General features: G+C 67.1%; 19 protein-coding genes. 8 read left to right on the forward strand and 11 right to left on the reverse strand.

The features are described 5' to 3' along the window. The first annotated feature begins 56 nt into the window (after positions 1-56). Positions 57-1,394, forward strand: a complete 1,338-nt coding sequence (locus QC821_RS08045; protein WP_309719431.1) for a YrzE family protein — start codon at positions 57-59, stop codon at positions 1,392-1,394. Here QC821_RS08045 and QC821_RS08050 read toward each other — a convergent pair. The 4 genes from QC821_RS08050 to QC821_RS08065 all read right to left on the reverse strand — a co-directional run bounded on the left by QC821_RS08050 (position 1,391) and on the right by QC821_RS08065 (position 7,044). After that, positions 1,391-3,730, reverse strand: a complete 2,340-nt coding sequence (locus tag QC821_RS08050; protein WP_309719434.1) for an ATP-dependent DNA helicase — start codon at positions 3,728-3,730, stop codon at positions 1,391-1,393. The genes QC821_RS08045 and QC821_RS08050 overlap by 4 nt on opposite strands. Beyond that, positions 3,727-5,436 (reverse strand): VRR-NUC domain-containing protein, encoded by a 1,710-nt coding sequence (locus tag QC821_RS08055; RefSeq protein ID WP_309719437.1) that lies wholly within the window; start codon positions 5,434-5,436, stop codon positions 3,727-3,729. The genes QC821_RS08050 and QC821_RS08055 overlap by 4 nt, the downstream gene beginning before the upstream one ends. Positions 5,437-5,512: 76 nt before the next feature. Then, complete coding sequence (locus tag QC821_RS08060) at positions 5,513-6,493, reverse strand: YihY/virulence factor BrkB family protein (protein WP_309719439.1); 981 nt, start codon at positions 6,491-6,493, stop codon at positions 5,513-5,515. A 29-nt stretch (positions 6,494-6,522) separates the two neighbouring features. Then, the gene (locus QC821_RS08065) at positions 6,523-7,044 is read right to left on the reverse strand and encodes a retropepsin-like aspartic protease family protein (RefSeq protein WP_309719442.1); all 522 of its coding nucleotides are present in this window, start codon (positions 7,042-7,044) and stop codon (positions 6,523-6,525) included. Between the two features lie 168 nt (positions 7,045-7,212). Here QC821_RS08065 and QC821_RS08070 point away from each other — a divergent pair, with 168 nt between their 5' ends. Beyond that, a complete protein-coding gene (locus tag QC821_RS08070) occupies positions 7,213-7,827 on the forward strand; it encodes a flavin reductase family protein (protein WP_309719445.1) in 615 nt (204 codons plus the stop codon). Here the strand turns inward: QC821_RS08070 and QC821_RS08075 are convergent. The 3 genes from QC821_RS08075 to QC821_RS08085 all read right to left on the reverse strand — a co-directional run bounded on the left by QC821_RS08075 (position 7,811) and on the right by QC821_RS08085 (position 11,890). Continuing rightward, positions 7,811-9,667 carry a bifunctional diguanylate cyclase/phosphodiesterase gene (locus tag QC821_RS08075; protein WP_309719450.1) on the reverse strand — a complete coding sequence of 619 codons (1,857 nt, stop codon included), beginning with the start codon at positions 9,665-9,667 and terminating at the stop codon, positions 7,811-7,813. The genes QC821_RS08070 and QC821_RS08075 overlap by 17 nt on opposite strands. 142 nt (positions 9,668-9,809) lie before the next feature. Continuing rightward, on the reverse strand, positions 9,810-10,541 hold the full coding sequence (locus QC821_RS08080; protein WP_309719452.1) for a sulfite exporter TauE/SafE family protein: 732 nt from the start codon (positions 10,539-10,541) through the stop codon (positions 9,810-9,812). Continuing rightward, positions 10,538-11,890, reverse strand: a complete 1,353-nt coding sequence (locus tag QC821_RS08085; protein ID WP_309719455.1) for an MFS transporter — start codon at positions 11,888-11,890, stop codon at positions 10,538-10,540. Before QC821_RS08085 ends, QC821_RS08080 begins: the two co-directional genes overlap by 4 nt. 228 nt (positions 11,891-12,118) lie before the next feature. Here QC821_RS08085 and QC821_RS08090 point away from each other — a divergent pair, with 228 nt between their 5' ends. After that, positions 12,119-13,522: a substrate-binding periplasmic protein gene (locus QC821_RS08090; protein WP_309719458.1), complete on the forward strand. Its 1,404-nt coding sequence runs from the start codon at positions 12,119-12,121 to the stop codon at positions 13,520-13,522. Continuing rightward, entirely contained in the window at positions 13,519-14,760 is a 1,242-nt protein-coding gene (locus QC821_RS08095; RefSeq protein ID WP_309719461.1) for a GGDEF domain-containing protein, read from the forward strand. The genes QC821_RS08090 and QC821_RS08095 overlap by 4 nt, the downstream gene beginning before the upstream one ends. Positions 14,761-14,767: 7 nt before the next feature. Here the strand turns inward: QC821_RS08095 and QC821_RS08100 are convergent, their stop codons facing one another. Continuing rightward, positions 14,768-15,172 (reverse strand): VOC family protein, encoded by a 405-nt coding sequence (locus QC821_RS08100; RefSeq protein WP_309719464.1) that lies wholly within the window; start codon positions 15,170-15,172, stop codon positions 14,768-14,770. Positions 15,173-15,285: 113 nt separating this feature from the next. On the opposite strand from QC821_RS08100, the gene QC821_RS08105 reads away from it, so the two are divergent. Next, a complete protein-coding gene (locus QC821_RS08105; RefSeq protein WP_191167671.1) occupies positions 15,286-15,579 on the forward strand; it encodes a sll1863 family stress response protein in 294 nt (97 codons plus the stop codon). 3 nt (positions 15,580-15,582) lie between these two features. Here the strand turns inward: QC821_RS08105 and QC821_RS08110 are convergent, their stop codons facing one another. Continuing rightward, positions 15,583-16,791, reverse strand: a complete 1,209-nt coding sequence (locus tag QC821_RS08110) for a toxic anion resistance protein (protein WP_309719470.1) — start codon at positions 16,789-16,791, stop codon at positions 15,583-15,585. Between the two features lie 171 nt (positions 16,792-16,962). Between QC821_RS08110 and QC821_RS08115 the strand changes: the two genes are divergently transcribed. Next, positions 16,963-18,318: a hypothetical protein gene (locus tag QC821_RS08115; protein ID WP_309719474.1), complete on the forward strand. Its 1,356-nt coding sequence runs from the start codon at positions 16,963-16,965 to the stop codon at positions 18,316-18,318. Positions 18,319-18,322: 4 nt separating this feature from the next. On the opposite strand, the gene QC821_RS08120 is transcribed toward QC821_RS08115, so the two are convergent. After that, positions 18,323-19,264, reverse strand: coding sequence for a cobyrinic acid a,c-diamide synthase (locus QC821_RS08120; protein WP_309719477.1), 942 nt, complete (start codon positions 19,262-19,264; stop codon positions 18,323-18,325). A 124-nt stretch (positions 19,265-19,388) separates the two neighbouring features. Here QC821_RS08120 and QC821_RS08125 point away from each other — a divergent pair, with 124 nt between their 5' ends. Further along, positions 19,389-20,213 (forward strand): helix-turn-helix transcriptional regulator, encoded by an 825-nt coding sequence (locus QC821_RS08125; RefSeq protein ID WP_309719480.1) that lies wholly within the window; start codon positions 19,389-19,391, stop codon positions 20,211-20,213. 9 nt (positions 20,214-20,222) lie between these two features. Here the strand turns inward: QC821_RS08125 and QC821_RS08130 are convergent, their stop codons facing one another. Continuing rightward, on the reverse strand, positions 20,223-21,455 hold the full coding sequence (locus tag QC821_RS08130) for a Zn-dependent hydrolase (RefSeq protein WP_309719484.1): 1,233 nt from the start codon (positions 21,453-21,455) through the stop codon (positions 20,223-20,225). Between the two features lie 145 nt (positions 21,456-21,600). Here QC821_RS08130 and QC821_RS08135 point away from each other — a divergent pair, with 145 nt between their 5' ends. After that, positions 21,601-23,043, forward strand: a complete 1,443-nt coding sequence (locus QC821_RS08135; protein ID WP_309719487.1) for an aminotransferase — start codon at positions 21,601-21,603, stop codon at positions 23,041-23,043. The last annotated feature ends 60 nt before the right edge of the window (positions 23,044-23,103 follow it).

A 23,103-nucleotide genomic window follows, 5' to 3' on the forward strand; every position in this document is an offset into this window, starting at 1 on the left:
CGGCGCCGGGGCTCTTCTATACTGAAGCTCTGCCCGATCTGACTGGCGGAGTCGTCATGCAACGTCACGCCCACCGCTTCTGGCCGTCGCTCATCACTGCCGCCGGCCTCGCCGGGGCCTCGGCCTGGACCTGGGCGCAAGCGCCTTCCCTCGCTGGCGAGACAGCGCCGCCTCGCCAAGCCGTCGAGCGGGTGGCCTTCGACTGGGACCAGAGCGTCGACAGCCTGAGGGTGCTGGATCTCGACGGTCGCGATATCGACGCCGAGATAATGCCGCAACGGGAGCCTGGGCGCATCAGCCTGAGCGTACCCACCCGCGAGCCCTTCGTGGTCAAGAGCGACACGGTAGAGACCCGCCGGCTGGCCACGGAAGAGCGGCAGATGCTGCCGGGCGGGCTCTTCCTGCCCGACACGGCCGAGTCCGACGAGGTCGTGCTGCCCCCGGGGTTGGGTATCGCGCCGCTGCCGCCGCTGCCATCCACGGCGTCCACCTGGCTTCGTCTCAGCGTCGTGGCCAGTCCGGTACCTGCCATCTGGAATCCGCTGAGCAGCACCTACCACACCCGGCTGAGCTTCGGCGTCTACCCCTCGGATGCCGAGCATTTCGCGCCTGGACAGGCGCTTGAAGCGCCTGTCGAGATCAGGCTGCGACTACGCGGCCTGACCACCCGCGAGGAACCCCCTGCCCTGCTGATCGAGGCCCCAGGGCTGGCCAACGAGCAGTCCCTGGTGCTCGACTTCATGCCCTCGACGGCGACCCCCATTCTGGAGGTCAACTCCACTCTTTCCGATGTCAATCTGCAGCTCGAGGCGCTGCCGCGGCTGGACGTACGTCCGGAATCGACCAGCATGGTGGGACTCGGGCTGGCCCGGATGTCCGTCAATATCGAGCAGGTGGCGCCCCACGGTGAACCGCTGCACGCCACGCGCCCTACCCCGATCGCCCTGACCGTCGACGGCCCCGCTACCGCTGACCCGAGCGAGCTGCACATCGCGCCGGATCAGTCCACGGCGACGTTCGAGCTACGCTCTTCCGGCCTCTCGCCGATTACCGTCAGCGCCGTCGCCGGCAGCCTCAGGGGTGAGGCAAGCGTCGAGCAGCGCGTGCCCTGGGGGCCAATCGTCACTGCCTTGCTGGGTGGCGCGCTGGGAGGGTTCGGCCGGCGCTTCGTAAAGGGCGCGCACCGGGTGTCGACGCCGCTACGTATGCTAGAGGGCGTTCTCGTTGCCCTGATTGCCTACGTTGCCGGCGTGCTTGGCGTCGGTTATCTCGCCTTGCCAATGGCCGTGGTCGCCACCGAGGCTGGCGCCTTCCTGACCGGCGCCCTGGGTGGATTCATCGGGGTGAACGTGCTCGAACGCCTCCACGCCAGGGCAGCGCCACACGCCGGCTAGTCACCCGGCGCCCCTGACAACCGCCACCAGGCCGGCAGCAGCGACAGGTTGTCGGCCTCGCCGAAGCGGTCATCGAGCAGCACCACCACGCCGCGATCCTCGGGGCCGCGAATCACCCGACCGGCGGCCTGTACCACCTTGGTCAGGCCGGGGTAGCGGTAGGCGTAGTCGAAGCCGCGTCCGAAGCGCGCCTCCAGGCGCGCCTTGAGTATCTCGTTGTCGGCGCTTAGCGGCGGCATCCCCAGGGTGGCGATAAAGGCGCCCACCAGACGCTCCCCGGGCAGGTCGATGCCTTCGGCAAAGGCCCCGCCCAGCACCGCGAAACCGATCCCCCGTCCACCGGCCACGAAGTCGTCGACGAAGGCCTGGCGCGCCACCTCATCCATGCCGCGTCGCTGGCAGCGGGTGGCTATATCGGGGTGATCGCGGGCCAGACGCGTCTGCGCCGCGTCGAGGTAGGCGAAGCTGCTGAAGAACGCCAGGTAGTTGCCCGGCGCACTGCGGTACTGGTCGGCGATCACCGCCACCAGGCCATCCAGCGAGTGCTCGCGATCGCGCCAGCGGGTCGAGAGATGCCGCGCCAGGCGCACCTCCAGCTGCGTGCTGTCGAACGGCGAGGCGACCTCCCACCACACCGCATCGTCGGCCAGCCCCAGCAGGTCGCGGTAGTAGTCGGCGGGGCTCAGGGTGGCCGAAAACAGCACCGTGGTGTGGCTGGCGGCCAGCCGCGGGGCCAGGAAGTCGGCGGGAATCAGGTTGCGCAGCGTCAGGGTCGCACGCCCGCGACCGCGGCGGGTCAGCAGGCAGATCGAGTGGTCGGCGAACGACTCCGCCAGCCGGCACAGCGCCAGCGCCTCGAACAGGAACGCCTGCAGCTCGTCGACCTCGCCGCTGGGGTGCTCGGCAAGGTAGTCTCCCACCGCCGAGACCGCCTGCTGCAGGGCCAGGACCAGGCCCGCCGGCAGCGCCTCCAGCAGCCGCGGCGCCTCATCGTCGGCGGGCGACTCGGCGGCCAGCAGCTCACGCCACTGCCGCACCACGCGCCCCAGCGGTTTGGCCAGGGCCGGCGGCGCGCGTCGCTGCACGGCGTTGCAGCGCTGCTGGTCGAGGCTGGCGCTGTACATGCCGCGGGCCCGCTCGACCAGGTTGTGGGCCTCGTCGACCAGCACCGCGACCCGCCACTCCTGAGCCTGGGTGGCGGCGAACAGCAGCGCGCTGGTATCGAAGTAGTGGTTGACGTCGCCCACCGTCAGGTCGCACCAGCGCACCAGTTCCTGGCCCAGGTAGTAGGGGCAGATGTCGTGGGCCAACGCCAGTTCGCGCAGGGTCGGCCGGTCGAGCACGCGACCGCACTCCACCGCCGCCTGACGCGCCGCCGGCAGGCGATCGTAGAAGCCCCGCGCCAGCGGGCAGGCGTCACCGTGGCAGGCCTTGCCGGGATGCTCGCAGGCGGTGTCGCGGGCGACCAGCTCCAATACCCTCAGCGGCATCCGCGGCGGCGCCTTGCCAACCCCCGCCTCTGGGGCATTGGCAACGCCCAGCGTCTGCAGCGCCTCAAGCGCCAGGCGCCGCCCCGGGGTCTTCATGGTCAGGAAGAAGGTGCGGTCGAGCCCCTGGCGGGGCATGGCGGCGAGCATCGGAAACAGCGTGCCCAGGGTCTTGCCGATCCCGGTGGGGGCCTGCAGCAGCAGCTGGCGACCGGTGCCGGCGGCCTTGTAGACCGCCTCGGCCAGCTCGCGCTGCCCGCGGCGAAAGTCAGCGTGGGGGAAGCGCAGCGTGGACAGGGCGGCATCGCGGCGGCGGCGATGGGCGGCCTCCTGCTCGGCCCAGGCCAGGAAGCGCTGGCACTGGTCGACGAAGAAGGCCTCCAGCTCGCTAGCCGTGGCCGGCTCGGTGAGACGGGTCTCCTGCCCCGAGCCGATCTCCAGGTAGACCAGCGCCAGCTCGACCCGCTCGAGCTCGCGGGCGCGGCACAGCAGGGCGCCGTAGACCTTGGCCTGAGCCCAGTGCAGGGCGCGCTGATTGGCCCCCATCCGCGCCAGGCTGCCGCGGTGGGTCTTGACCTCCTCGAGGCGCCGGGCGGCGGGATCGAAGCCGTCGGCGCGGCCGCTCACCACCAGCCGTGCCCCGCCTACCACCACCTCGCCGCGCAGGCTCAGCTCGCTCTCGTAGCCCGCCCCGCGCCGCTCAGCGATCAGCTGATGCCCTGCGATGCCCTGCTGGGCGGTGGGCGACGGCGTGAAGCGGTGGTCCAGGTCGCCGGCCCGGGCAGTGAAATCGCACAGCGCCCTGACCGCCACCCGGTAGCAGGGTTGCGCTTCCGGCAGCGGGTTCACGACGCATCCCGCCAGCGCACCTGGCACACCACCGCGGGAATGTCGTGGGCATGAAAGTAGGCCAGCCAGCGACGCTGGTTGTCCTGCAGGCGGTCGCCGGGCCCCTTGACCTCGATCAGCCGGTAGCGCGGGCCCTGGGGCGCCTCGGGCAGGAACTGGATCAGGTCAGGCAGGCCGGCGCGGTTGGCGCCGATATCCTGCAACAGGCGCTCGAACAGCCGCGCCAGGTGCGCCGCCGGCAGCCACGCCAGGGCGCGCTCCAGCAGCGTCTCGTCGAGCGCTTGCCAGTCGACGAAGGGTGACGCCAGGCCGTGCTTGGCGTGCCAGTGGCGGCGAATGGTGGCGCGATAGCGACCGTCGTGCAGCTGTGCCAGGCAGGCCGCGAAACGCTCGCGGCGCCGCCTGACGAAGTCCTCGCGACGCAGGTCGGCCGGCCCGCGCTGGAAGGGGTGGAAGAAGGCGCCGGGCAGCGGGGCGAAGATCGCCTCCCAGCACAGCAGCCCGAAGAGCCCGCCGATCAACGTATTCTCGACGTAGTGGACCGGCGCATCCGGGTCCTGCAGGTGGTCGCGCACGGCGCCCTCCACGCTCGCGGCGGGCGCCGGCAGCGTCAGCGTCCACTGCTCGATGGCAGGCGCCGGCAGCGCTGGCTCACAGGCCAGCCCCAGCCGCCGGCGCAGGCGCGGCTGCAGCCGTGCCAGGGCCTGGCCCTCGGCCTCGCTGAGCGGCGGCTGGGCCTCGGCCAGGGTCAGCGCCTCGCGCCAGGCGCCGCGCCGCTCCAGCAGCCGCAGGTGTCGGATGCGCGCCTCACCGCCGCCGCCTGGGTCGCCGCTCGCCGCAGCGTAGGCCTCGAGGGCCAGCTCAGGGTTGGCGTGGCGCTCCGCCTCGCGGCCCAGCTGGAACAGCAGCCGGGCGCGCCGCGTGGCCAACCAGGGGCTGTCCCAGACGTCATCCGCAGCGTTCGAGACCACCTCGGGCCACAGCGTTTCGGCGGCCTCGCCGGCCTCGAGGCGCTCGCGCAGGCGGTGCAACTGTAGATAGGCGTCGACCTCGGCGCGCCGCTGAAAGGCGCGTGAGGCAGGATCCAGCGGCACCTGCTCGTAGCGCTGCATGCCGAGTTCGGCAAGCACGAAGTCGGCCCAGTCCTGGCGCAGGTTGCCGAAGAACATCAGCCGCAGCCGCTCGCAGTGGGCCATGCAGGTGATGCGCACGATGCGGTCCGGCGCCGCGGGCCACCACTCGCCGAGCCGGCGCGGCGCGCTCAGCCGTGCGGCCAGCGCCTCGCGTAGTCGCGCCTTGCCGGTCGCGGCGGGCAGGCCTGCGGCGCGCATCTCCTCGGCCAGCGCTGCGCGCAGCTCGGCCAGGCGCCAGTGGCGAAACAGCTCATCGAGGGACAGCAGCGGCTCCTCCTCCACCCAGCCGGCGGCGATCAGCGGCGCCAGGGCGGCGGCGGTGTCACCGATCTCGGCATAGGCCAGCCGCGCGACGCGAAAGTGCTCGCCGCGGCGCATCACCATGCGCGCCAACAGCGCCTGGGAAGGCATCGGCAGGTCGCCGACGCCGTGGATAAAGGCGCGCTCGGCGTCGCTCAGCAGGTCAGCGTAGCGCGCCGCCACCCACTCCAGCACGCAGCGGAAATTGGCCAGGTAGTAGCGCGGGTCGTCGAGGGGAGCCGCCGCCGGTGGCGCGGGCCATGTACTGTTCATTTATCCATGGTAGCAGGCCCGCCTGGCTAGCGGCCAGCGCAACGTCATCGTCGTCAGACGCGCCGCACGGCGAGGGTCAGCGCTTACGCCATGAATGCGACTTGCCCAGGGTATCGGCGGCATGGGCGCCGCGCTCGCCCATCGGCCGCGGCTCGCCAACGGTAGTGTCGTGGCGTGTCTGGCGCTCCATCTCACCATTGAGCTCGGCGCCTACCAGCACCGTAAAGGCCGACAGCCAGAACCACATCAGCAGCACCACCACGGCGCCCAGTGAACCGTAGAGCTCGCTGAAATTGGCGAAATGGCTCACATAGAACGAGAGTGCCAACGACCCCAGCAGCCACAGCAGCGTCGCCGTCACCGTGCCGACACTGAGCCACTCCCAGCGCGGCGAGCGCCGATAGGGGCCGAAGCGGTACAGCACCGCGATCACCAGCATCATCATCAGCACCAACACCGGCCAGCGCAGCAGGCTGATCAGGGTCACCAGGGTGCTATCCAGGCCCAGCATGCCGATTACCAGCGGCAGCCCGGCGATAAAGGCAATCGTCACCAGGGTCAGTACGATCAGCCCCACGGTCAGCGCCGAGACCACCGTGACCTTGTGCGCGAGGCGGCGCCGCTCCTGCTCACCGTAGACGATATTGAGGCCGAGGATCAGCCCGCGCACGCCCTTGGAGGCGACGAACATCGCCACCACCAGGCTGACCAGGGCCGCCACGCTGAGGCCGGCATCGGTGTTCTCGCTGATCTCATTGGCCTGCTGCTCGATGACCGACGCCGCACCGGGGGGAATGAAGCGTCCCAGCTCAGAAATCTGGCGCGTGATGTCGTAGGGGTCGAGCACCAGCGCCCAGATCGAGATGATCGCTGCCAGTGCCGGAAACACCGCCAGCAACGCATAGAAGGCCACCCCGGCGGCAAGCATGGTGATGTTGTCATCGCTCATCTCGCGCTTGACGCGCCAGGCGATGTCCAGCCAGCCGAGACCACTGATCTGGCCCGGCTTATCGGCGCGGCGCCCTCGGGGCGAATCGTTTGACCTATCCTCGGTCACATCCAACTCCTTGAGATTGATCGCCAGGATCAGGGCTCGGGGCGGCTGAGCACCATCTGATCGCCGCTGATCTGGATATCGAAGCGGTTGAGAAAGCTCATGCCCAGCAGGGCCCTGTCACCCTCCATGCCGGGATTGATCGAGCCGCGCACCTGGCGGGCGGTGAGGCCGCCAAGGCTGACACGGTCGAGCTCGGTGATGAAACCGTCGACGCGGCCGTTGGCGGTCTGGAAACTGGCGGTGCGGCCGGCCTCGAGGGCAAGCTGTTCGGCCAACTCGCTGGAGACCGCAATGTAGGTCGCCCCGGTATCGAGCAGGAACTCCACCGGCTCGCCGTTGATGCGACCGGTGGCGACGAAGTGCCCCGAGGCGTTGCGGGCCAAGGTCACCGGTTCATCGCCCTCGATCATATGCACCAGCCCGGCATTGGGATTGCGCCGTTCATCGAGCACGCCCTGGAACCACCAGCTGCCCATCGCCAGCACCAGCAGCCAGAACAGCAGCATCATGCCGAGCCCGGTACGCCGCACGCCTCTGCCCTGATCATCCATCGACTCACCTCCACCGGCCGCTGCCACTCCATACATAGTCGCCGCGAAGAGCGATCGGTTCCCTTCAGCCTACCAACAACGCAGCCAATCCGCGTCAACTGCCGACTTTACCTCGCGCCGATTCGATGCTCGTATAGCGACACCTGCCATCGCTTGGAGACACGTATCGTGACCGCTACTGCCCTGCCCGCCGACGCCTGGGACGCCGGCGCACTGTACCGACTATTCAGCGGCAGCATTGCCCCGCGCCCGATCGCCTGGGTCGCCAGCATCGACGCCGACGGTACCGCCAACCTGGCGCCCTTCTCGTTCTTCAACGTGGCAAGCGTCGCGCCGCCGGTGCTGGTGTTCTCGCCGCTGCTCAACGGCCAGGCCGAGTCCAAGGACACCCTGCGCAATCTCGCCGCGGTGCCCGAGTGCGTGATCCATATTGGAGGTGAAGCGCTGGCCGAGGCCCTCAACGCCACCAGCGCCAGCCTGGCCCCGGAGCAGGACGAATTCGAACACGCCGGCCTGGCCAAGGCCGAGATGCCGCCGCTAAGGGTGCCCAGGGTCGCGGCGGCGGCGGTGGCCTTCGGCTGCCGGGTGCGCGACATCCTGCGCTTCGGCGAAGGCCCCATGGCCGGCAATCTGGTCATCGCCGAGGTGCAGGTCATCCATGCCGACCCGGCGGTGTGGAACGGCCGTCACGTCGATCTCGACGCACTCAGGCCGATCGGCCGCCTGGCGGGCAGCGACTACCTGCGCGCCAGCGACCGTTTCGCGCTCAAGCGTCCGGCCTGATCCCCCCAATGGTGGCATTGGCTCGTGTAAGTATCTCACCCAACGCTTCGCAGGCTATTGGACGATGCCAGAGATATCCTTGCATGTGCTCAATGCCAATATCACTGAGTACCGCCTGTTGAGCCTCTGTTTCGACACCTTCTGCCACGACATTGATTTTCAAAGCATCACCAATATTGACGATACCACGTGTCACTTCGCGGGCGGTGCAGTCGGTTGCTAGATCGATGATAAAGCTACGGTCAATCTTGAGAGTATCCAGTGGAAGTTGGCGCAGATAGCTAAGCGAAGAGTAGCCGGTACCGAAATCGTCCAACGCGGTCATAACCCCCCGCGATCTCAGCTTTTCAAGCGTCTTGACCGCACGATCAATACTCTGGATAAGAGCCTGCTCGGTTACCTCGATGACGAGCTGTTCAGGCGCAAGACCTGCTGACATCAAGGCTGCGTCAATATCTTCAATGAGTCCCTCGCGATAAAGCTCAGTGCCTGAGATATTGACATTGACTCTCACAGGTTCATCCAGCATATCATTCCACACACGAGCCGCCTGGCAAGCTCGTAGCAACACCCAGCGTGTGAACTCTTGGCATAGCATGGGGTTATCTTCGACGATTGGAATGAACTCTCCGGGACTCACCGTCCCAAGCTCGGAGTCTTCCCAGCGCGTCAAGGCCTCACAGGCGACGACCCGGCCTGTGCTATAGCTCACAATAGGTTGAAAAACCAAGTTCAATCGGCTCTGAGCCAGTGACTCGATAAATGCCCGAGTCATCTGATCACGACGCAGCACCCGTGATTCATCGCCTTCGTCATAAAAACTGAACCCACCCTGACTGGGCTTGGCAATATTCGCACGGCGGGACAGCTCCTCGGCCCCGTCGGATTGATCGGGATATAGACAAGCACCCACCGCCACTTGGGCACTACGCTTGCCATTGGCAATATCGTAAGGGCGAATCGCCTCATAGTAGATGTGTTCAGCCCATTGATGAGCTGAGGATATCGAAGCAATATCACCACGTGCTATCAGCATTCGATCAGGTAGGGGGCGGGACACCATGCCATGCTGTCCGCTGATAGCTTTCAGCCTCTTGCTAAACAGGTGCATTGCCTCATCGCGCGCCTGCTCTCCATAAGCACTCGCCATTTCGTCATATTGAATAAAATGCACAACCGCCAGCGCGACCTTGGCGTTACGCTGATTTGCAGATTCGATTACCGACAGAAGACAATCGTGCCCAATGAGCTGACGAGGCAGTGACGTTGCTGGGTCAATCAACGCCTGCTCGACAAGATCGGCCTGAGTGAGCTTCAATCGATCAGTAAACTGGATTTCATGTTCAACCAGTTCTGCCAATCGTGCAAATCGATGTCTTTCTACGTCATTCAATTTCCGCTGCTGTTGATCAAGGACACACAAGGTTCCCACCGCTTTACCTTGCAAATCTCTTATTGCCAAGCCTGCATAAAAACCCAAGTCATCATGACAGAGCATTTGCGACACCTTCTCGAAGAAAGGTCCATTGCCCTGTTTGCTCACCTCATGGAAGCCATTCTCCAGCGTCAGCTGACAGAACCAGGCCTCGTGGGGGAGCTTGCAGCCAAGCTGAATGCCGACGGCGGACTTGATCCAGACTCGCTGGTCATCTAACAGTGTGACCAGGCAAATGGGCGTGCCAAGAATATCGGCTACCAAGCCTGTCAAACGGTCGAAGCGTCTTTCTGCCCCAGTATCAATGAGCTCGAAGAATGATTGATCCTGCCACGGCACAGGTGCATCAGGTGCTCTTGCCGTGATATCACCAAATAATGAATGAGGGGGGGAGGAGGGCGTCAAAGTGGTATCTCCACAGCAAACGGAATACTAGAGACCTGCTTTTCCGCCTTTGTGGAGACGGGCAATCCTTCGCGGCTGGCCCGATCGCGACTGACAGACGTTAAGCCGCTTATAACGGTTATCGGCCAACCATACGGCTTCTTTAGCCGAGTATCAGGTAGCCGCCCAACAGCAGCAGTCCCATGAAGAAGCAGCGCCGAAAGACCTGCTCGGAGAGCCGCGGCCGCAGCCGGCGGCCGAGCCGCATGCCCAGCAGCGCCGGCAGCACGGCCAGGCTGGAGATTCCGACCAGTTCGGCGTCGAGCAGCCGCTGGCCGCCCATCGATGCCGCCAGCACCAGTGTCGAGAGGGTGAACAGCACCCCCATGGCCTGGATCAGCACCTCGCGAGGCAGGCCCAGCGCCTGCAGGTAGGGCACCCCGGGGAACACAGAGGAGCCGGTCATGCCGGTCAGCATGCCATTGACGACGCCGCAGGCGACCCCGGCGCGGCGCTCGTGGCGGACGTTCAAGGATTGGCGACGCCACAGGTTGAGCAGCGCATAGGTGACGATCAGCACGCCCAGCAGGGTCGACAGCCAGCCTGGATCAAGCCGTGCCAGCAGCGTGACGCCGGGCCAGATGGCCACCAGCGCCGCGATCAGGAACGGCCATAGCCGCAACACGATCAGCTTGAGTTGCCCGCCGACCAGGGCCTGCCATACGTTGGTGATGAAGGTGGGCACCAGCATCAGCGCCACCGCCGCCGGAAGGCCGACGCTGGCGGTAAGCAGCGCCAGGGCGATGGTCGGCATGCCCATGCCGATCACGCCCTTGACTGCCCCGCCTAGCAGAAAGGTAAGGCCGATGACCAGCAGCGTCAGCGGCTCACTCATCGATCAGGCGCCTGCCACTGCTCGGCGACCCGCTGCCCGCGGGCCTGGTTCACCGCCAGGCAGATCAGGATGGCGACGATGAACAGCCCCGCGCAGAGCAGGATCGAGGCCTGCAGGCCGACCACCGACTGCAGCAGCCCCAGGCAGATGATACCGAACACCCCGGCCAGCTTGTTGGCCAGGCCCCAGAAGCCGAAGAACTCCGCCGACTTCTCCAGCGGCGAAAACAGCCCCACCAGGGCGCGACTGGCCGACTGGCTCGAGCCCAGGCTGAGCCCCGCCAGGCAGCCGACCACCAGGAACAGATGCTGCGCCTCCCAGTCGAGTCCCCACTGGGCGTTGAGCCAGGCGGTGAGCTCGGGCGTGGCCCAGATGGCGAAAATCGCCGCCACCCACAGCAGCAGGGTGCCGATATAGGTCACCTTGGCCCCGATGCGATCCTGGATCAGGCCAAAGCCCAGCGCCCCGGCCGCGGCGGTGATCTGCACGATGATGAACATGATATTGCGGATCGACTCGTCCCAGCCGATCACCTGGGCGCCGTAGATGAAGGCGAAGGCGATGATGATATAGACACCGGCCATCGAGAACAGCAGCGACACCAGGAACACGCCCAGGTCGCGAAAGCGACGCAGGTCATGGATCGTCTGGGCGACCCGCTCACGGGCAATGCGGTAGTAGGTCATGCCGGCAGGCAGCGCCTGGGGCGTACCGCGCTCCTTGAGCCACAGGAAGGTGGGGATCGCCGTGACCAGGAAGAAACCCGCGGCGAACGGCCCCACCCAGCGGATACGCTCGAAGTTCTCGGCAGTGGCCTCGCCCAGTACTACCAGCGTGAAACCGGCGGCAAACAGGCCGCCGACATAGCCCAGCGCCCAGCCGAAGCCGGAGATCTTGCCCAGATCCCGCGGCGGGCCGAGGTCGGGCAGGAAGGCGGCGATGAATGACTCGCCCATCGAGTAGGCGTAGTTGGAGAGGGTAATCAGCACGAACCCCAACAGCACGTAGCCGGGTGCCACGAAGTAGAGCATCGCGGTGGTGGCGATGGTGGCCAGGTAGCTGACGAACAGGAAGCGCTTCTTGCTCGCCGAGTAGTCCATCGCCGCCCCGCACAGCGGGCCGCTGATCACCACCATCAGATAGCTCAGCGCCAGCGCCAGGCTCCACAGCAGATTGGCCAGGCGATAGTCGTCGCCGCGGTCGCCGACGATCACCGTGGTGAACAGCTCGCCGAACACCACGGTGATGATCAGCAGGGTGTAGGCCTGGTTGGCGAAGTCGAACATCGCCCAGCCCAGTATCTCCTTACGCGAGGCTCGCGTGCGGGGCACGACGCCGGTATGGCTCATGGGACATTCCTTTGTGAGCGTGGCTCGACAAGACTACCAGCAGCGCGGTACTGGCCACCATGCGGCATTGCAACGCCGTCGATTGAATGACAGGCCAACGGTTTTCCTCTAGCTTGAAGCCAAGCTGCCGATAATCTAAACAAGTGGTCGGCTTTGCTTGACGGCCAGAGGCAACATGGCGAACGCCACCGCATCCCGAGATGCGTCCAGAGAGAGAATACTGCGCCCATGATAGCAAGGCTGCTGCTGGCATTATGCCTGGTTCTGCCGCTTTCCTCGGCCCTTGCGCTGGAACGGCTGACCTTCATCACCGAAGAGTATCCGCCCTATAATTATCGCCAAGACGGGCGCCTGGAAGGCGTCGCCATCGAGGTGCTCGAGGCGCTCTTCGAAGTCACCGTGACCCCGCTCGACCGCAATGCCGTGCACTACTACCCCTGGGCGCGCGGCTACGACCTCGCCCTCAGCGAGCCAGGCACGGTGCTGTTTTCCACCACCCGTACCGAGCAGCGCGAAGCACTCTTCCAGTGGGTCGGCCCCATCGCCCGCGACAGCGTTACGCTGTTGGCCCGGCGCGACAGCGGTATTCGTCTCGACACCCTCGACGACCTGGCCACCCACGACTACCGCATCGCGGTGATTCGCGAGGATATTGGCGCCCAGCGGCTCACCGAGAATGGCGTCAGCGACGACCTGCTGCGCCCGGCGATCTCCAACCTCAGTGCGCTGAAGATGCTCGAGCACGGCCGCGTCGACCTGTGGGCCTACAGCCAGAACGTCGCTTTCTGGCTGATGGAGCAGCACGGCATCGACACCCGCCAGTTCGAGCCGGTCTATACGCTGAGCGAGTCCGACCTCTACTTCGCCATCAATCGCGACACCGACCCGGCACTGGTCAAAACCATGCAGGCGGCACTCGAGACCCTCGAGCAGGTGGGCCGGCTGACGCGCCTCGCCGGCAGCGGCGTCGTCTTTACCACCGAGGAGTACCCGCCCTTCAACTACCTCGACGACCAGCGTCGGGTCGAGGGTCAAGCCACGCGCATGCTGCAGCGCGCGCTGGATGACACTGGCCATAGCGCCGCTTTCCGGCTAATGCCCTGGGCACGTGCCATCACCGAGGCACGCCTGCGCGAACAGCACTGCGCCTACTCGACCAGCCGCACCGCCGAGCGCGAGGACCAGTTCCGCTGGGTCGGGCCGCTGGCCAGCAACCGCTGGGCGGCCTTCGTGTCCATCGACAGCCCACTGATGGCCGACAGCCTCGATGACCTGACGAACCTGACGGTGGGCAGTTTTCGCGAAGATGCGGTAGGCCAGCACGTCGAGGCCCACGGCATCCCCGTTACCGTGGCCAGCCAGGAGCGTGACAACGTCCAGCGCCTCGCCTCCGGGCTGATCGACGTGTGGGTCACCGGCGAGCTGCCGGCCCAGGCACTTGCCGCCGAAGCCGGGGTCGAGCTGCGCAAGCTGTTCGACTTCCACGCGGTCGACCTCTACCTGGCCTGCCACCCATCGGTCTCCGAAACCTTCCTCGCCGACCTGCAGCGCGCCCTGGACGACCAGCGGCGCAGCGGGGTCAGCGCCAGGATCGAGGCCGAGGTGCTCGATACACTGGGCATCGCTCCGTGACGCGCCGCAGCCTCACCGCCAAGCAGGCCGGCCTGACGCTGCTGATTGCCATTCTGCTGAGCATCGTCGCCGGGGCCCTGGAGCTGGCCTCGGACCTGCGCACGCTGCGCGACGAAGTCCGCGAGCAGACCACCCACACCCTGCGCCTGGTCAACGGCACCGCCGCCGAGGCCGCTTTCCAGCTCAATCCCGACCTCGCCGACCAGGTCATCGACGGCCTGTTTGCCGCCGGCAACGTCCAGCAGGTGGTGATCCGCGACGACTTCGAGCGGGTCATGGCCAGCCGCGAGCTGAGCCGTGACAGCCAGGCCGGCTGGCTGATCGAGCGCCTGTTCGGCGATATTCTTCACTATCGCGCCAGCCTCGACTACGACCTCGGCCAGGGCAGCCCGTCAAGCAGCGTGGGTGAGATCGAGTTGAGCCTGGCGCTGGATAGCCTCGGCAGCGCCTTCATCGAACGCAGCCGCATGGTGTTTCTACTCAGCGTGCTCAAGGCCTTTGCCATCGCCGCGCTGGTGGTCGTGGTGTTTCACGTCTTCATCACCCGCCCGCTGCTCAAGGTGCACACGGCGATCGCCGCCACCGACCCACAGCGCCCCGGCGAGTGGCCGAAGCCGGCACTCGGCCACCATCACAACGACGAACTGGGCGAGCTGGTCGAGAGTCTCGACGAGCTGTTGAACGCCTTTCAGCGTGGCCTGGAGCAGCGCGACCAGCTGCACCAGATCTCGACCGTCGACGGGCTTACCGGCATCGCCAACCGGCGCTGCTTCGATGACGTCTATGCGGCAAGCTGGGAGAGCAGCGTCCGGGAAGGCACGCCGCTGGCGGTGATCTTCCTTGATGTCGATCACTTCAAGGCCTACAACGACCACTTGGGGCATGCCGTTGGCGATGACACCCTGCGCGCCCTGGCCAAGGCAATTGCCGGGGTGGTGACGCGACCCGGCGACCTGGTGGCGCGCTACGGCGGAGAGGAGTTCGTCTGCGTACTGGCCAATACCGATCTCGACGCGGCGCAGCGGGTCGCCGAGCGCGTTCGCCGCGCGATTCACGGCCTGGCACTGCCCCACCCCGAGGCCGAGCGGGTTACCGCCAGCGTCGGTATCGCCAGCGCCACCCCCGCCGACGGCAGCCTCGACCGCGAGCAGTTGCTGGCCCTGGCCGACCGGCGCCTGTATCGCGCCAAACGCGCCGGCCGCGACCGTATCGTCATCGACGACGCGCCACCGGCGTGAGGCAGCGCTAGTCCGGTGGCCCCTTGAGTTCGACGGTATTGCCTTCGGGGTCGTCGATATACAGCGACGGACCGTCCCCGCGGGCGCCGAAGCGGTTCTTGACCTCGCCGGGTTCAACGCCGTTAGCGGCCAGATGAGCGCTGAGCTCGGCGGCATCGAAGTGCGACAGGCGCAGGCAGAAGTGCGCCAGGTTGCGTCCCTCGCGGCCCGGCGCAGCGCCCCCCTGGCGGCCCAGCGGCCCGTCCACCGGCACCAGGTCGATCAGCGCATCGCCGGCGCGCAGCTGCAGCAGCCCGATCTCCGGCTTGTCGCGGGCCACCTCGCAGCCCAGCACCTCGCAGTAGAAGCGGCGCATGGCGTCGAGGTCGACCACGCGTAGCACCAGATGATCGAGTCCTTCGATGGGCAGCATGGCGATGCCTCCTGTATCGGCCTGGATAAGGCGTGATGTGCTGCGGCGATGGCCGACACGCCGCATGACACGCTAGACTCAGGGTAACGGCAGCCACCGAGAGGAGCGCCACCATGCAACCTGAAGATGATCTCTTCGCCCGCCTGAAGGCGGCGCTGAAGCGACTCGATGCCGAGATCGACGCGTTGGCCGCCAAGGCGCGCCAGGCCGGCGACGAGGCCCGCAGCCGCTACGCCGACGACCTCGAGCGTCTCAAGCGTCGCCGGGTCGAGCTGGAAGTGCGCCTGGATGCCCTGCGCTGGGCCAGCGAGGCGGCATTCAGCTCCCTGGCCCGCGGCCTGGAAGACGGTGCGGGCCTGGCGCGCAAGGCCTTCCGCGACGCCAGCGCGCGCTTCCGCCAGGGCTGACGTTCAGGGCCCGTCCGGGCTAGCGTCTTCACCGGGCTGAGCACGATTGCCGCGCTGATAGCGCGACACCGCCGCCCCGCCCTGGTCGGCCAGCTGCGCCAGGCGATCGATCTGGGCGTCGAGGGCCGGCAGCGCCTCGCGCCGGTAGCGCGACAGGTCGTCGATGGCGCCCATCACCTCACCGAACGACTCTTCCAGCGCCTGCATGTCGAGCATCGCCGACGAGGCGCGGGTCTGGATGTCGACACCCTGCTGACGCAGCGCCTTGGCGGTTCCGCTGATCATCTGCGAGGTGGTGGTGTTGAGCGCCTCGACACGATCCAGCACCAGCCGCTGGTTGGCCATCGCCAGCGCCACCGTGACCGCCACCGTCAGCGCCGAGACGGTGACGTTGATGGCCCGGTCGACGCCGCGCATCAGCTCGCGGTTGTTGCGGATGATCACTTCCAGCGCCAGCACGCCCTGCTGGCTCACCGCCTGCTGCTGCTGCAGGTCGACGATCCGCTGGCGCAGCGGAAACAGCAGCTCCTCCTCGACGAAACGCCGCTGCTCGTCGTTCTCGTCGCGGCGAGCGATGGCCTGCTGCAGCCGTGCGTCGATCAGCCGCCCCAGTTCGACCTGGCGATTGAGCTGGCTGAGGGAGGCGCGCAGCGCCTCCTGGTCGTCGCCCAGCGTGATGTTGTCGCGGTTCAGCATGTCGCGACCGCTCTCGAGGTCGGCGATGATCGCATCCAGCGCCTGCTGGGCGTTCTCAAACTTGCGGAAGTAGCGCTGCAGGCGGCTGCCAGCCCCCGGCACCAGCGCCAGCACGCGGTCCAGCGGACTCGCCGCCAGACGGTGCTGGCCCGGGTCGAGGCTCTGCATACGCCCGCGCAGGTCGACCAGCGCCTGGGCCACCGGGCCGCCATCATCGCCCTGGTGGGCCAGCTTGCGCAGCGGGGTCTGCAGCATCGCGCTCTGGTGGGCGGCCTGCTGCTGCAGCTCGCGTCCCATTTCATCCACCGCGCGGCGCTTGCGCGCCAGGTCGGCATCGGCGTCGTCGGCCAGCACGTCGTCGACGAAGGCCGCGGCCATGGATTCGAGCTCGGGGTCGGCGGAGGCCTGCTCGACACCGGGGTCGGTATCGAGGGCGTCCGCTTCATCGAGCTCCCGCTCGATCTCGGCCAGCGGCGGTAGCGAAAGCGGTGAACGCTGCGGGTCTTGCTCGCTCATGGCAGAAATTCCTTGCGTCTCGGCTGTCAGCCTAGATTACCTCACCTGGTTCAGCGCCGATAATCGACTGATCGACGCTGTTCATCTTCGCCAGAGGCTCTATGATTCATCAACGTATTGGCCTATGCCGCCGCGCTCGTATTATCCATGCCCTCGCACAAGGAAGACCCAGTGGCCACGTTCACGATCTCTCGCACCCTCCTCCTCGGCCTGATGCTGACAACGGGCTTAGGCGCCAGCCATGCCAATGACAGCGTCGGCGCGCCAGCCCCCCAAGTGGCAGCGCTCGGCGAACGCCTGACCGGAGAGATCACCAGTAGTGACGAACTCAACGGCAAGGACGGCAGCTTCTACCAGCGGCATCACCTCATGCTTGAGGCGGGCAGCGTGGTCGAGTTCGAACTCGGCGGGGCCCTGCGCGGCAGCCTGTCGCTGTTCGCCCCCGACGGCGAGTGGCTGGCAGCCAGCGATGACGCTGCCGGCGCCAAGCTCCGCCAGCGAATCGCCGAAGACGGCAACCATATGCTGGTCGTCAGTGGCGAGGATGCGCGCAGCTTCGGTCCCTATCGCCTCGACAGCCAACAGCTGGAAACGCGCAGCGCAGGCGACATCACCGCGCCCATCGAGCTGACCGGCTGGCTGGACGGTGACGGCAACCGCTACCGGCTGCATATCGAGGAGGCCGGAGTGTACCGCATCGACATGCGCTCGGAAGATCTGGATGCCTATCTGGAACTGTCCGGCCCGAACGGCCTGGCGCTCAGCGACGATGACAGCGGCCAGCATCTCGATGCACGACTCACCGCCCAGCTCGATGCCGGAGAGTACACCCTGATAGCCCGCCCCTCTTTTGGCGAAGACCGGGGGTTATACACCCTGGATATCGCCGCCCAGCGCATGCCAGACGGTGGCGAGCTGCACCACGGAGGTCCGCTGGACCTAGATACCCAGGTCGACGGCTGGTTCCACGGCGAAGAGATCGACTACCAGATCACGCTGAGCGAACGCCTCGACGTGGTCATCGACATGCAGTCGGAGGACTTCGACAGCTACCTGACGCTCACCGGCAACGGCGTGACGATCAGCGACGACGACAGCGGCAGCGGCCTCGATGCACGCCTCCAGACACTCCTCGATCCCGGCCAGTACACCATCAGCGCCGGCAGCTTCGGTTCGGGCAGCGGCCGTTTTCGCCTTGCCACGCGGACGCAAGCCGTCACCGATGACGAGGGTAGCGAGCTGAGCCTTGACGAAGCGCGCGCCGCACGCCTGGTACCTGGCGCCCGCGACCACTACAGCCTGCAGATCGAGACCCCGGGCATGTACGTGATCGACATGCGCTCGAGCGAGGTCGACGCCTACCTGGAAATCGAAGGCGAGGAACTCTACCTGAGCGATGACGATAGCGGCGACGGGGTCGACGCGCAGCTGACCGTGCGCCTGGAGGCGGGCCACTATCGCGTAACCGCCAGGGCATTCAACAGCAGCGATGTGGGCAGCTATGTGATCAGCGTCACCCAGCCCTAGGCGCTCAGTCGCTGCTGCGCCCGTAGCGCTCGGCACGTTCGACGAAGCGGCGCAGCTCCTCCAGCGCCAGGTCGGTACCGCGCGAGGCCTGGGGACGCTGGGTTTCGATACGCGCCATGGCCACCGCGGTATCGTCGAGCACGGTCAGCGCCGACTCGTTGCGCGCCGCCAGCTGCTTGAGGCGCCGCTCCGTGCTCTCGAGCAGCTCCAGGCGCCGCTTGAGTGCCACCCGCTCCTCGACGCTGAGCTGGGCCTGCTTGGCCAGCCGGCGACGCACGAAGCTCTCGTCCACCCCCACCACGCCGCTGGCCTGGGAGGCCATCGAGGTCAGGTTGTCCACCGCCCCCAGGCACACCTCGCTGACCAGCTCGCGGGAACGCTCGAAGGCCAACTCGCCGCGCTCGAAGCGTCCGCCGAGCACGCCCATCACGTGGCGGTAGCGGCTGTAGACACGGTCGGCCTGGATCGCCAGGTCGGGTCGATGCACGTCGAGCAGGCGCTGTTTGGCAGCACACAGCGAGCGCACCAGGTCATCGGCGTCCGCTGGCGGTCGCGCCGGGTCGAGCACCGCCACGCCGGCCTCGTAGGCGCTGCGCTCCTGCTCCGCCCGCTGGCGCTCCGCATCACGCGCCAGCTGGACCTGGCGGCGCCGTTCGCCGCGCCGTGCCCACCAGCCGCGCAGCCGCCGCTCCAGCGGCAGCGATGCGGCGATCGCCCCCAGCCCCGCCAGCCAGCCGATCAGGCTCGGCGAAAAGCCGCCCCATAGCGATGTCAGCCACAGCAGCACGCTCACGAACGGGAACAGCAGGCAGTAGCGGGCGATGACCTGCCAGCGGTTGGGCGAGGCCAGCGGCACCGCCAGACGCGGGTTGGCCAGCCCCACCAGCAGCCACGGCAGGCAGGTCATGAACAGTCCATAGGAAAACCCCTGCAGAAATCCCAGCATCGACTCGTGGTCCTTATCCCGAAGGCAAGCAGTCTCGAGTGTAGAGTAAGCGTGTCGCCAGGATAAGAGGCCAGCGCAGCGTGATACGCTCAGGCTTCGTCAATCAGTACTCCCCGGACCCGACATGCCCCACACCGACCTGCTCGCACGCCCCGAATGCCTTGCCTGGCACCAGCAGCTGGCGCGCCTGCTGCGTGGCGTTGCCAGCGTCGACTTCCCGCGCCAGCTGGATCACTGCCTGCGCGAGCTGGTGGCCTACGATACCATCCTGATCAACGCCTACCGCGGCCGCCGCCGGCCGCTGCTGATCCACGACGACTACCCCGAGGCCCAGCGCGAACAGGGCATCGAACGCTACCTGAGCGAGGCCTACCTGCTCGATCCCTTCTTCACCGCGGTCAGCGACGGCCTCGACCACGGCGCCCAGCGCCTGCGCGAGCTGGCGCCGGACCGCTTCGAGTCGAGCGACTACTACCACCGCTACTACCGCGACCTGGGGCTGCACGACGAAGTGGGACTGTTCGCGCGGGTCGACGAGCAGGTGGTGATCGCGGTATCGCTGGGCTTCGGCAGCAACTCGCCGCCGCTGACGCGCCGCGCGCTGCAGGCGCTGCGCCACCTGGCGCCGCTGGTCGAGGCGCTGCTCGAGGAGTACTGGAAGTGGCAGGGCGGGCAGTTTCAGCAGCGTCTCGACGAGCGCGAGCCGGTGGAGGCGGCCTTTGCCAGCTTCGGCCGCGAGGCGCTCACCGCCCGCGAACAGGAGATCGTACGGCTACTGCTGGCCGGCCACTCGACCAAGTCGGCGGCCCGCGCGCTGGAGATCAGCGACGGCACCGTCAAGGTGCACCGCAAGCATATCTACCAGCGCCTGGCGGTCTCCAGCCAGACGCAGCTGTTCCGGCTGTTCCTCGATCACGTGGCGCTGGTCTCGCGCCAGCGCAGCGGTTAGCAGAGTCGTCTAGCGATTCGCCAGTTCCACCAGCGCATCGCACAGTACCTGGGCGCCCAGGGCGCACTGCTCGGGGCTCGAGTACTCCACCTCGTTGTGGCTGATGCCGTCGCGGCAGGGGATGAAGACCATCGCCGTGGGCGCGACCCGCGACACATAGACGGCGTCGTGGCCGGCGCCGCTCAGCATGCGCCGGTAGGCCATGCCGCGCGCCTTGGCGGCGCCCTCCACGGCGTCGACGCAGCCGGCATCGAAGCTCACCACCGGCGAGGCCCAGATGCGCTCGCTCTTCGCCTCCACGCCGAAGGCCTCGCCGGCGGCGGCCAGTTCCTCCTCGAAGCGCGCTTCCAGGGCATCCAGCTCACCCTCATCGATGTGTCGCAGGTCTAAGCTGAGCCGCACCTCGCCGGGTACCACGTTACGCGAGGCCGCGTCGATCTCCAGGGTGCCGCAGGTGACCTTGGTGTCGCCGCTGGGATCCGCCAGGGCGTGGGCCTGGAGGCGGTCGATGCAGCGCGCCGCAGCGGCCAGGGCGTCGCGCCGGTAGCGCATCGGCGTGGGGCCGGCATGCGAGGACTGGCCGCGCAGGGTGACGTCGAACCAGCGCATGCCCTGCACGCCGGTCACTACGCCGATCGCCTCGTGGTTCTCCTCCAGCACCGGCCCCTGCTCGATATGCAGCTCGAGGAAGCCTGCCAGGCGCGGCTCGCCCACCGCCATCTCGCCGTTGAAGCCGGTCGCAGTGAGCGCCTCGCCGAGACTCACGCCGTCGCGGTCGCGTCGCGCCAGGGTCGAGTCGACGCTGAACACACCGGCATAGGTGCCGGAGGCGACCATGGCCGGGGCGAAGCGGCTGCCCTCCTCGTTGGTCCACACCACCAGCTCCAGCGGCCGCTGGGTGACCACGCCGTGATCGTCGAGGGTACGCAGCGCCTCGAGGCCGGCCAGTACCCCCAGCACGCCGTCGAAGCGCCCGCCCTTGGGCTGGGTATCCAGGTGGCTGCCAACGCCGATCGGATCGAGATCGTCACGCTTGCCGGCACGGCGCAGGAACATGTTGCCGACGCGGTCGACGCGCAGCGCAAGGCCCAGCGCCTGGCCCCATTCGATCAGCAGGTGCCGGCCGGCGGCGTCCTCGTCGGTAAGCGCCAGCCGGTGACTGCCGCCGTTGGGGCTGGGGCCGATCTCGGCCATCGCCATCAGCGAATCCCACAGTCGTTGCTCATCGATGGAGTGCGTCATGGCTGCCTCGTTGCGTTGTGGTTATAGGGTGTTGCCAGCTTAGAAAGCGGCCCTGCCTACCACCATACCCCAATCGGGATATGTTCCCGCCAAGTCGCCCCTAGCTAGTCTGGCGCTATCGATAACAACAGACGAGGCCACGACCATGCCCCCGACACCGACTATCAAGCGCTCCGCACCGCGGCCCCCGAACGCCAGCACCCGCCAGGACCTCGACGCCCAGGCGCTGTGGCAGAAGGACAAGGATCACTTCATCCACCCCTTCACCGACTACAGCCGCTTCCACGACGAGGGCTGCGATCTGATCACCGACAGCGACGGCATCTACGTGGAAGACGTCCACGGCAATCGCTTTATCGATGGCATCGCCGGCCTGTGGTGCGTCAACGTCGGCCACGGTCGCGCCGAGATCGGCCAGGCCATGGCCGACCAGGCCACCCGCATGGCCTACTTCTCCACCTTCAACAACCTCTCCAACGCCCCGGCGGCGGAGCTGGCCGCCAAGCTCGCCGAGCTGGCCCCGGCCCATCTCAACCACGTGTTCTTCAGCTGCGGCGGCTCGACGGCCAACGACGCCACCGTTCGCCTGGTGCACTACTACTTCAATCGCCTGGGCAAGCCCAGCAAGAAGCGAATCCTGTCGCGCAACAACGCCTACCACGGCACCACCTACTTGGCGGCGAGCCTGACCGGCATCGAAAGCAACAACTGGGACTTCGATACCCTGGATCACCTGGTCACCCACCTCAGCGAGGCCAACCTCTACCGGCGCCCCGAGGGCATGAGCGAGGCGGCCTACTGCGACCACCTGGTGGCCGAGCTGGAGGAGCGCATCGCCGAGATCGGCGCCGATAACATCGCCGCCTTTATCGCCGAGCCGATCATGGGCGCCGGTGGCGTGCTTATGGCGCCGGCGGGCTATCACGCGCGCATCCAGGCGGTGTGCCGCGCCCACGACGTCCTGTTCATCGCCGATGAGGTGGTCACCGGCTTCGGCCGCCTGGGCCACTTCTTCGCCTCGGAGGCGGTCTTCGATACCCAGCCGGACATCATCAACTGCGCCAAGGGCCTCTCCTCGGGCTATGCGCCGCTGGGCGCCACCCTGATCTCCGACGAGCTCTTCGAGGTGCTGGGCACCCCCCAGGGCAAGGGCGGCGTACTGAGCACCGGCTTCACCTACTCCGGCCATCCGGTGAGCTGTGCGGCGGCGCTCAAGAATATCGAGATCATCGAGCGCGAGGCCATCTGCGCCAACGTCCGCGAGGTGGGGCCCTACCTGGCGCAGCAGCTCAAGACGCTTTCGGATCACGCGACGGTGGGCGACGTGCGCGGCAGCCATTTCATGCTGGCCATCGAGAACGTCGCCGACAAGGCCACCAAGGAACTGCTGCCGGTGGAGGCACGGGTCGGCGACCGGGTCGCCGCCGAGGCCCAGAGCCGCGGCCTGATCATTCGCCCGGTGGGCCACCTCAATATCATCTCGCCGCCGCTGATCTGGGACCGCGACACCGTCGACCGGGCGGTGGCGATCCTTGACGAGGCCTTCACCGCCGTCACGGCGTCCCTTAAGGCCGACGGCTTCCTCTGAGAAGGGCCGATTTATTGCTGCGCTCGACATCCTGACCGCCGGCGGTGCTCGCAATCCTCA

This window comes from Franzmannia qiaohouensis (genome assembly GCF_031451695.1).
Lineage (GTDB): Bacteria > Pseudomonadota > Gammaproteobacteria > Pseudomonadales > Halomonadaceae > Franzmannia > Franzmannia qiaohouensis.

What these genes read in the sequence shown, in the direction of transcription:
- QC821_RS08120 (WP_309719477.1), bottom strand. Translation starts at nt 19,264, where the DNA reads ATGCTGGGATTTCTGCAGGGGTTTTCCTATGGACTGTTCATGACCTGC.
- QC821_RS08105 (WP_191167671.1), top strand. Translation starts at nt 15,286, where the DNA reads ATGCAACCTGAAGATGATCTCTTCGCCCGCCTGAAGGCGGCGCTGAAG.
- QC821_RS08080 (WP_309719452.1), bottom strand. Translation starts at nt 10,541, where the DNA reads ATGAGTGAGCCGCTGACGCTGCTGGTCATCGGCCTTACCTTTCTGCTA.
- QC821_RS08125 (WP_309719480.1), top strand. Translation starts at nt 19,389, where the DNA reads ATGCCCCACACCGACCTGCTCGCACGCCCCGAATGCCTTGCCTGGCAC.
- QC821_RS08085 (WP_309719455.1), bottom strand. Translation starts at nt 11,890, where the DNA reads ATGAGCCATACCGGCGTCGTGCCCCGCACGCGAGCCTCGCGTAAGGAG.
- QC821_RS08045 (WP_309719431.1), top strand. Translation starts at nt 57, where the DNA reads ATGCAACGTCACGCCCACCGCTTCTGGCCGTCGCTCATCACTGCCGCC.
- QC821_RS08090 (WP_309719458.1), top strand. Translation starts at nt 12,119, where the DNA reads ATGATAGCAAGGCTGCTGCTGGCATTATGCCTGGTTCTGCCGCTTTCC.
- QC821_RS08130 (WP_309719484.1), bottom strand. Translation starts at nt 21,455, where the DNA reads ATGACGCACTCCATCGATGAGCAACGACTGTGGGATTCGCTGATGGCG.
- QC821_RS08135 (WP_309719487.1), top strand. Translation starts at nt 21,601, where the DNA reads ATGCCCCCGACACCGACTATCAAGCGCTCCGCACCGCGGCCCCCGAAC.
- QC821_RS08100 (WP_309719464.1), bottom strand. Translation starts at nt 15,172, where the DNA reads ATGCTGCCCATCGAAGGACTCGATCATCTGGTGCTACGCGTGGTCGAC.
- QC821_RS08055 (WP_309719437.1), bottom strand. Translation starts at nt 5,436, where the DNA reads ATGAACAGTACATGGCCCGCGCCACCGGCGGCGGCTCCCCTCGACGAC.
- QC821_RS08065 (WP_309719442.1), bottom strand. Translation starts at nt 7,044, where the DNA reads ATGGATGATCAGGGCAGAGGCGTGCGGCGTACCGGGCTCGGCATGATG.
- QC821_RS08110 (WP_309719470.1), bottom strand. Translation starts at nt 16,791, where the DNA reads ATGAGCGAGCAAGACCCGCAGCGTTCACCGCTTTCGCTACCGCCGCTG.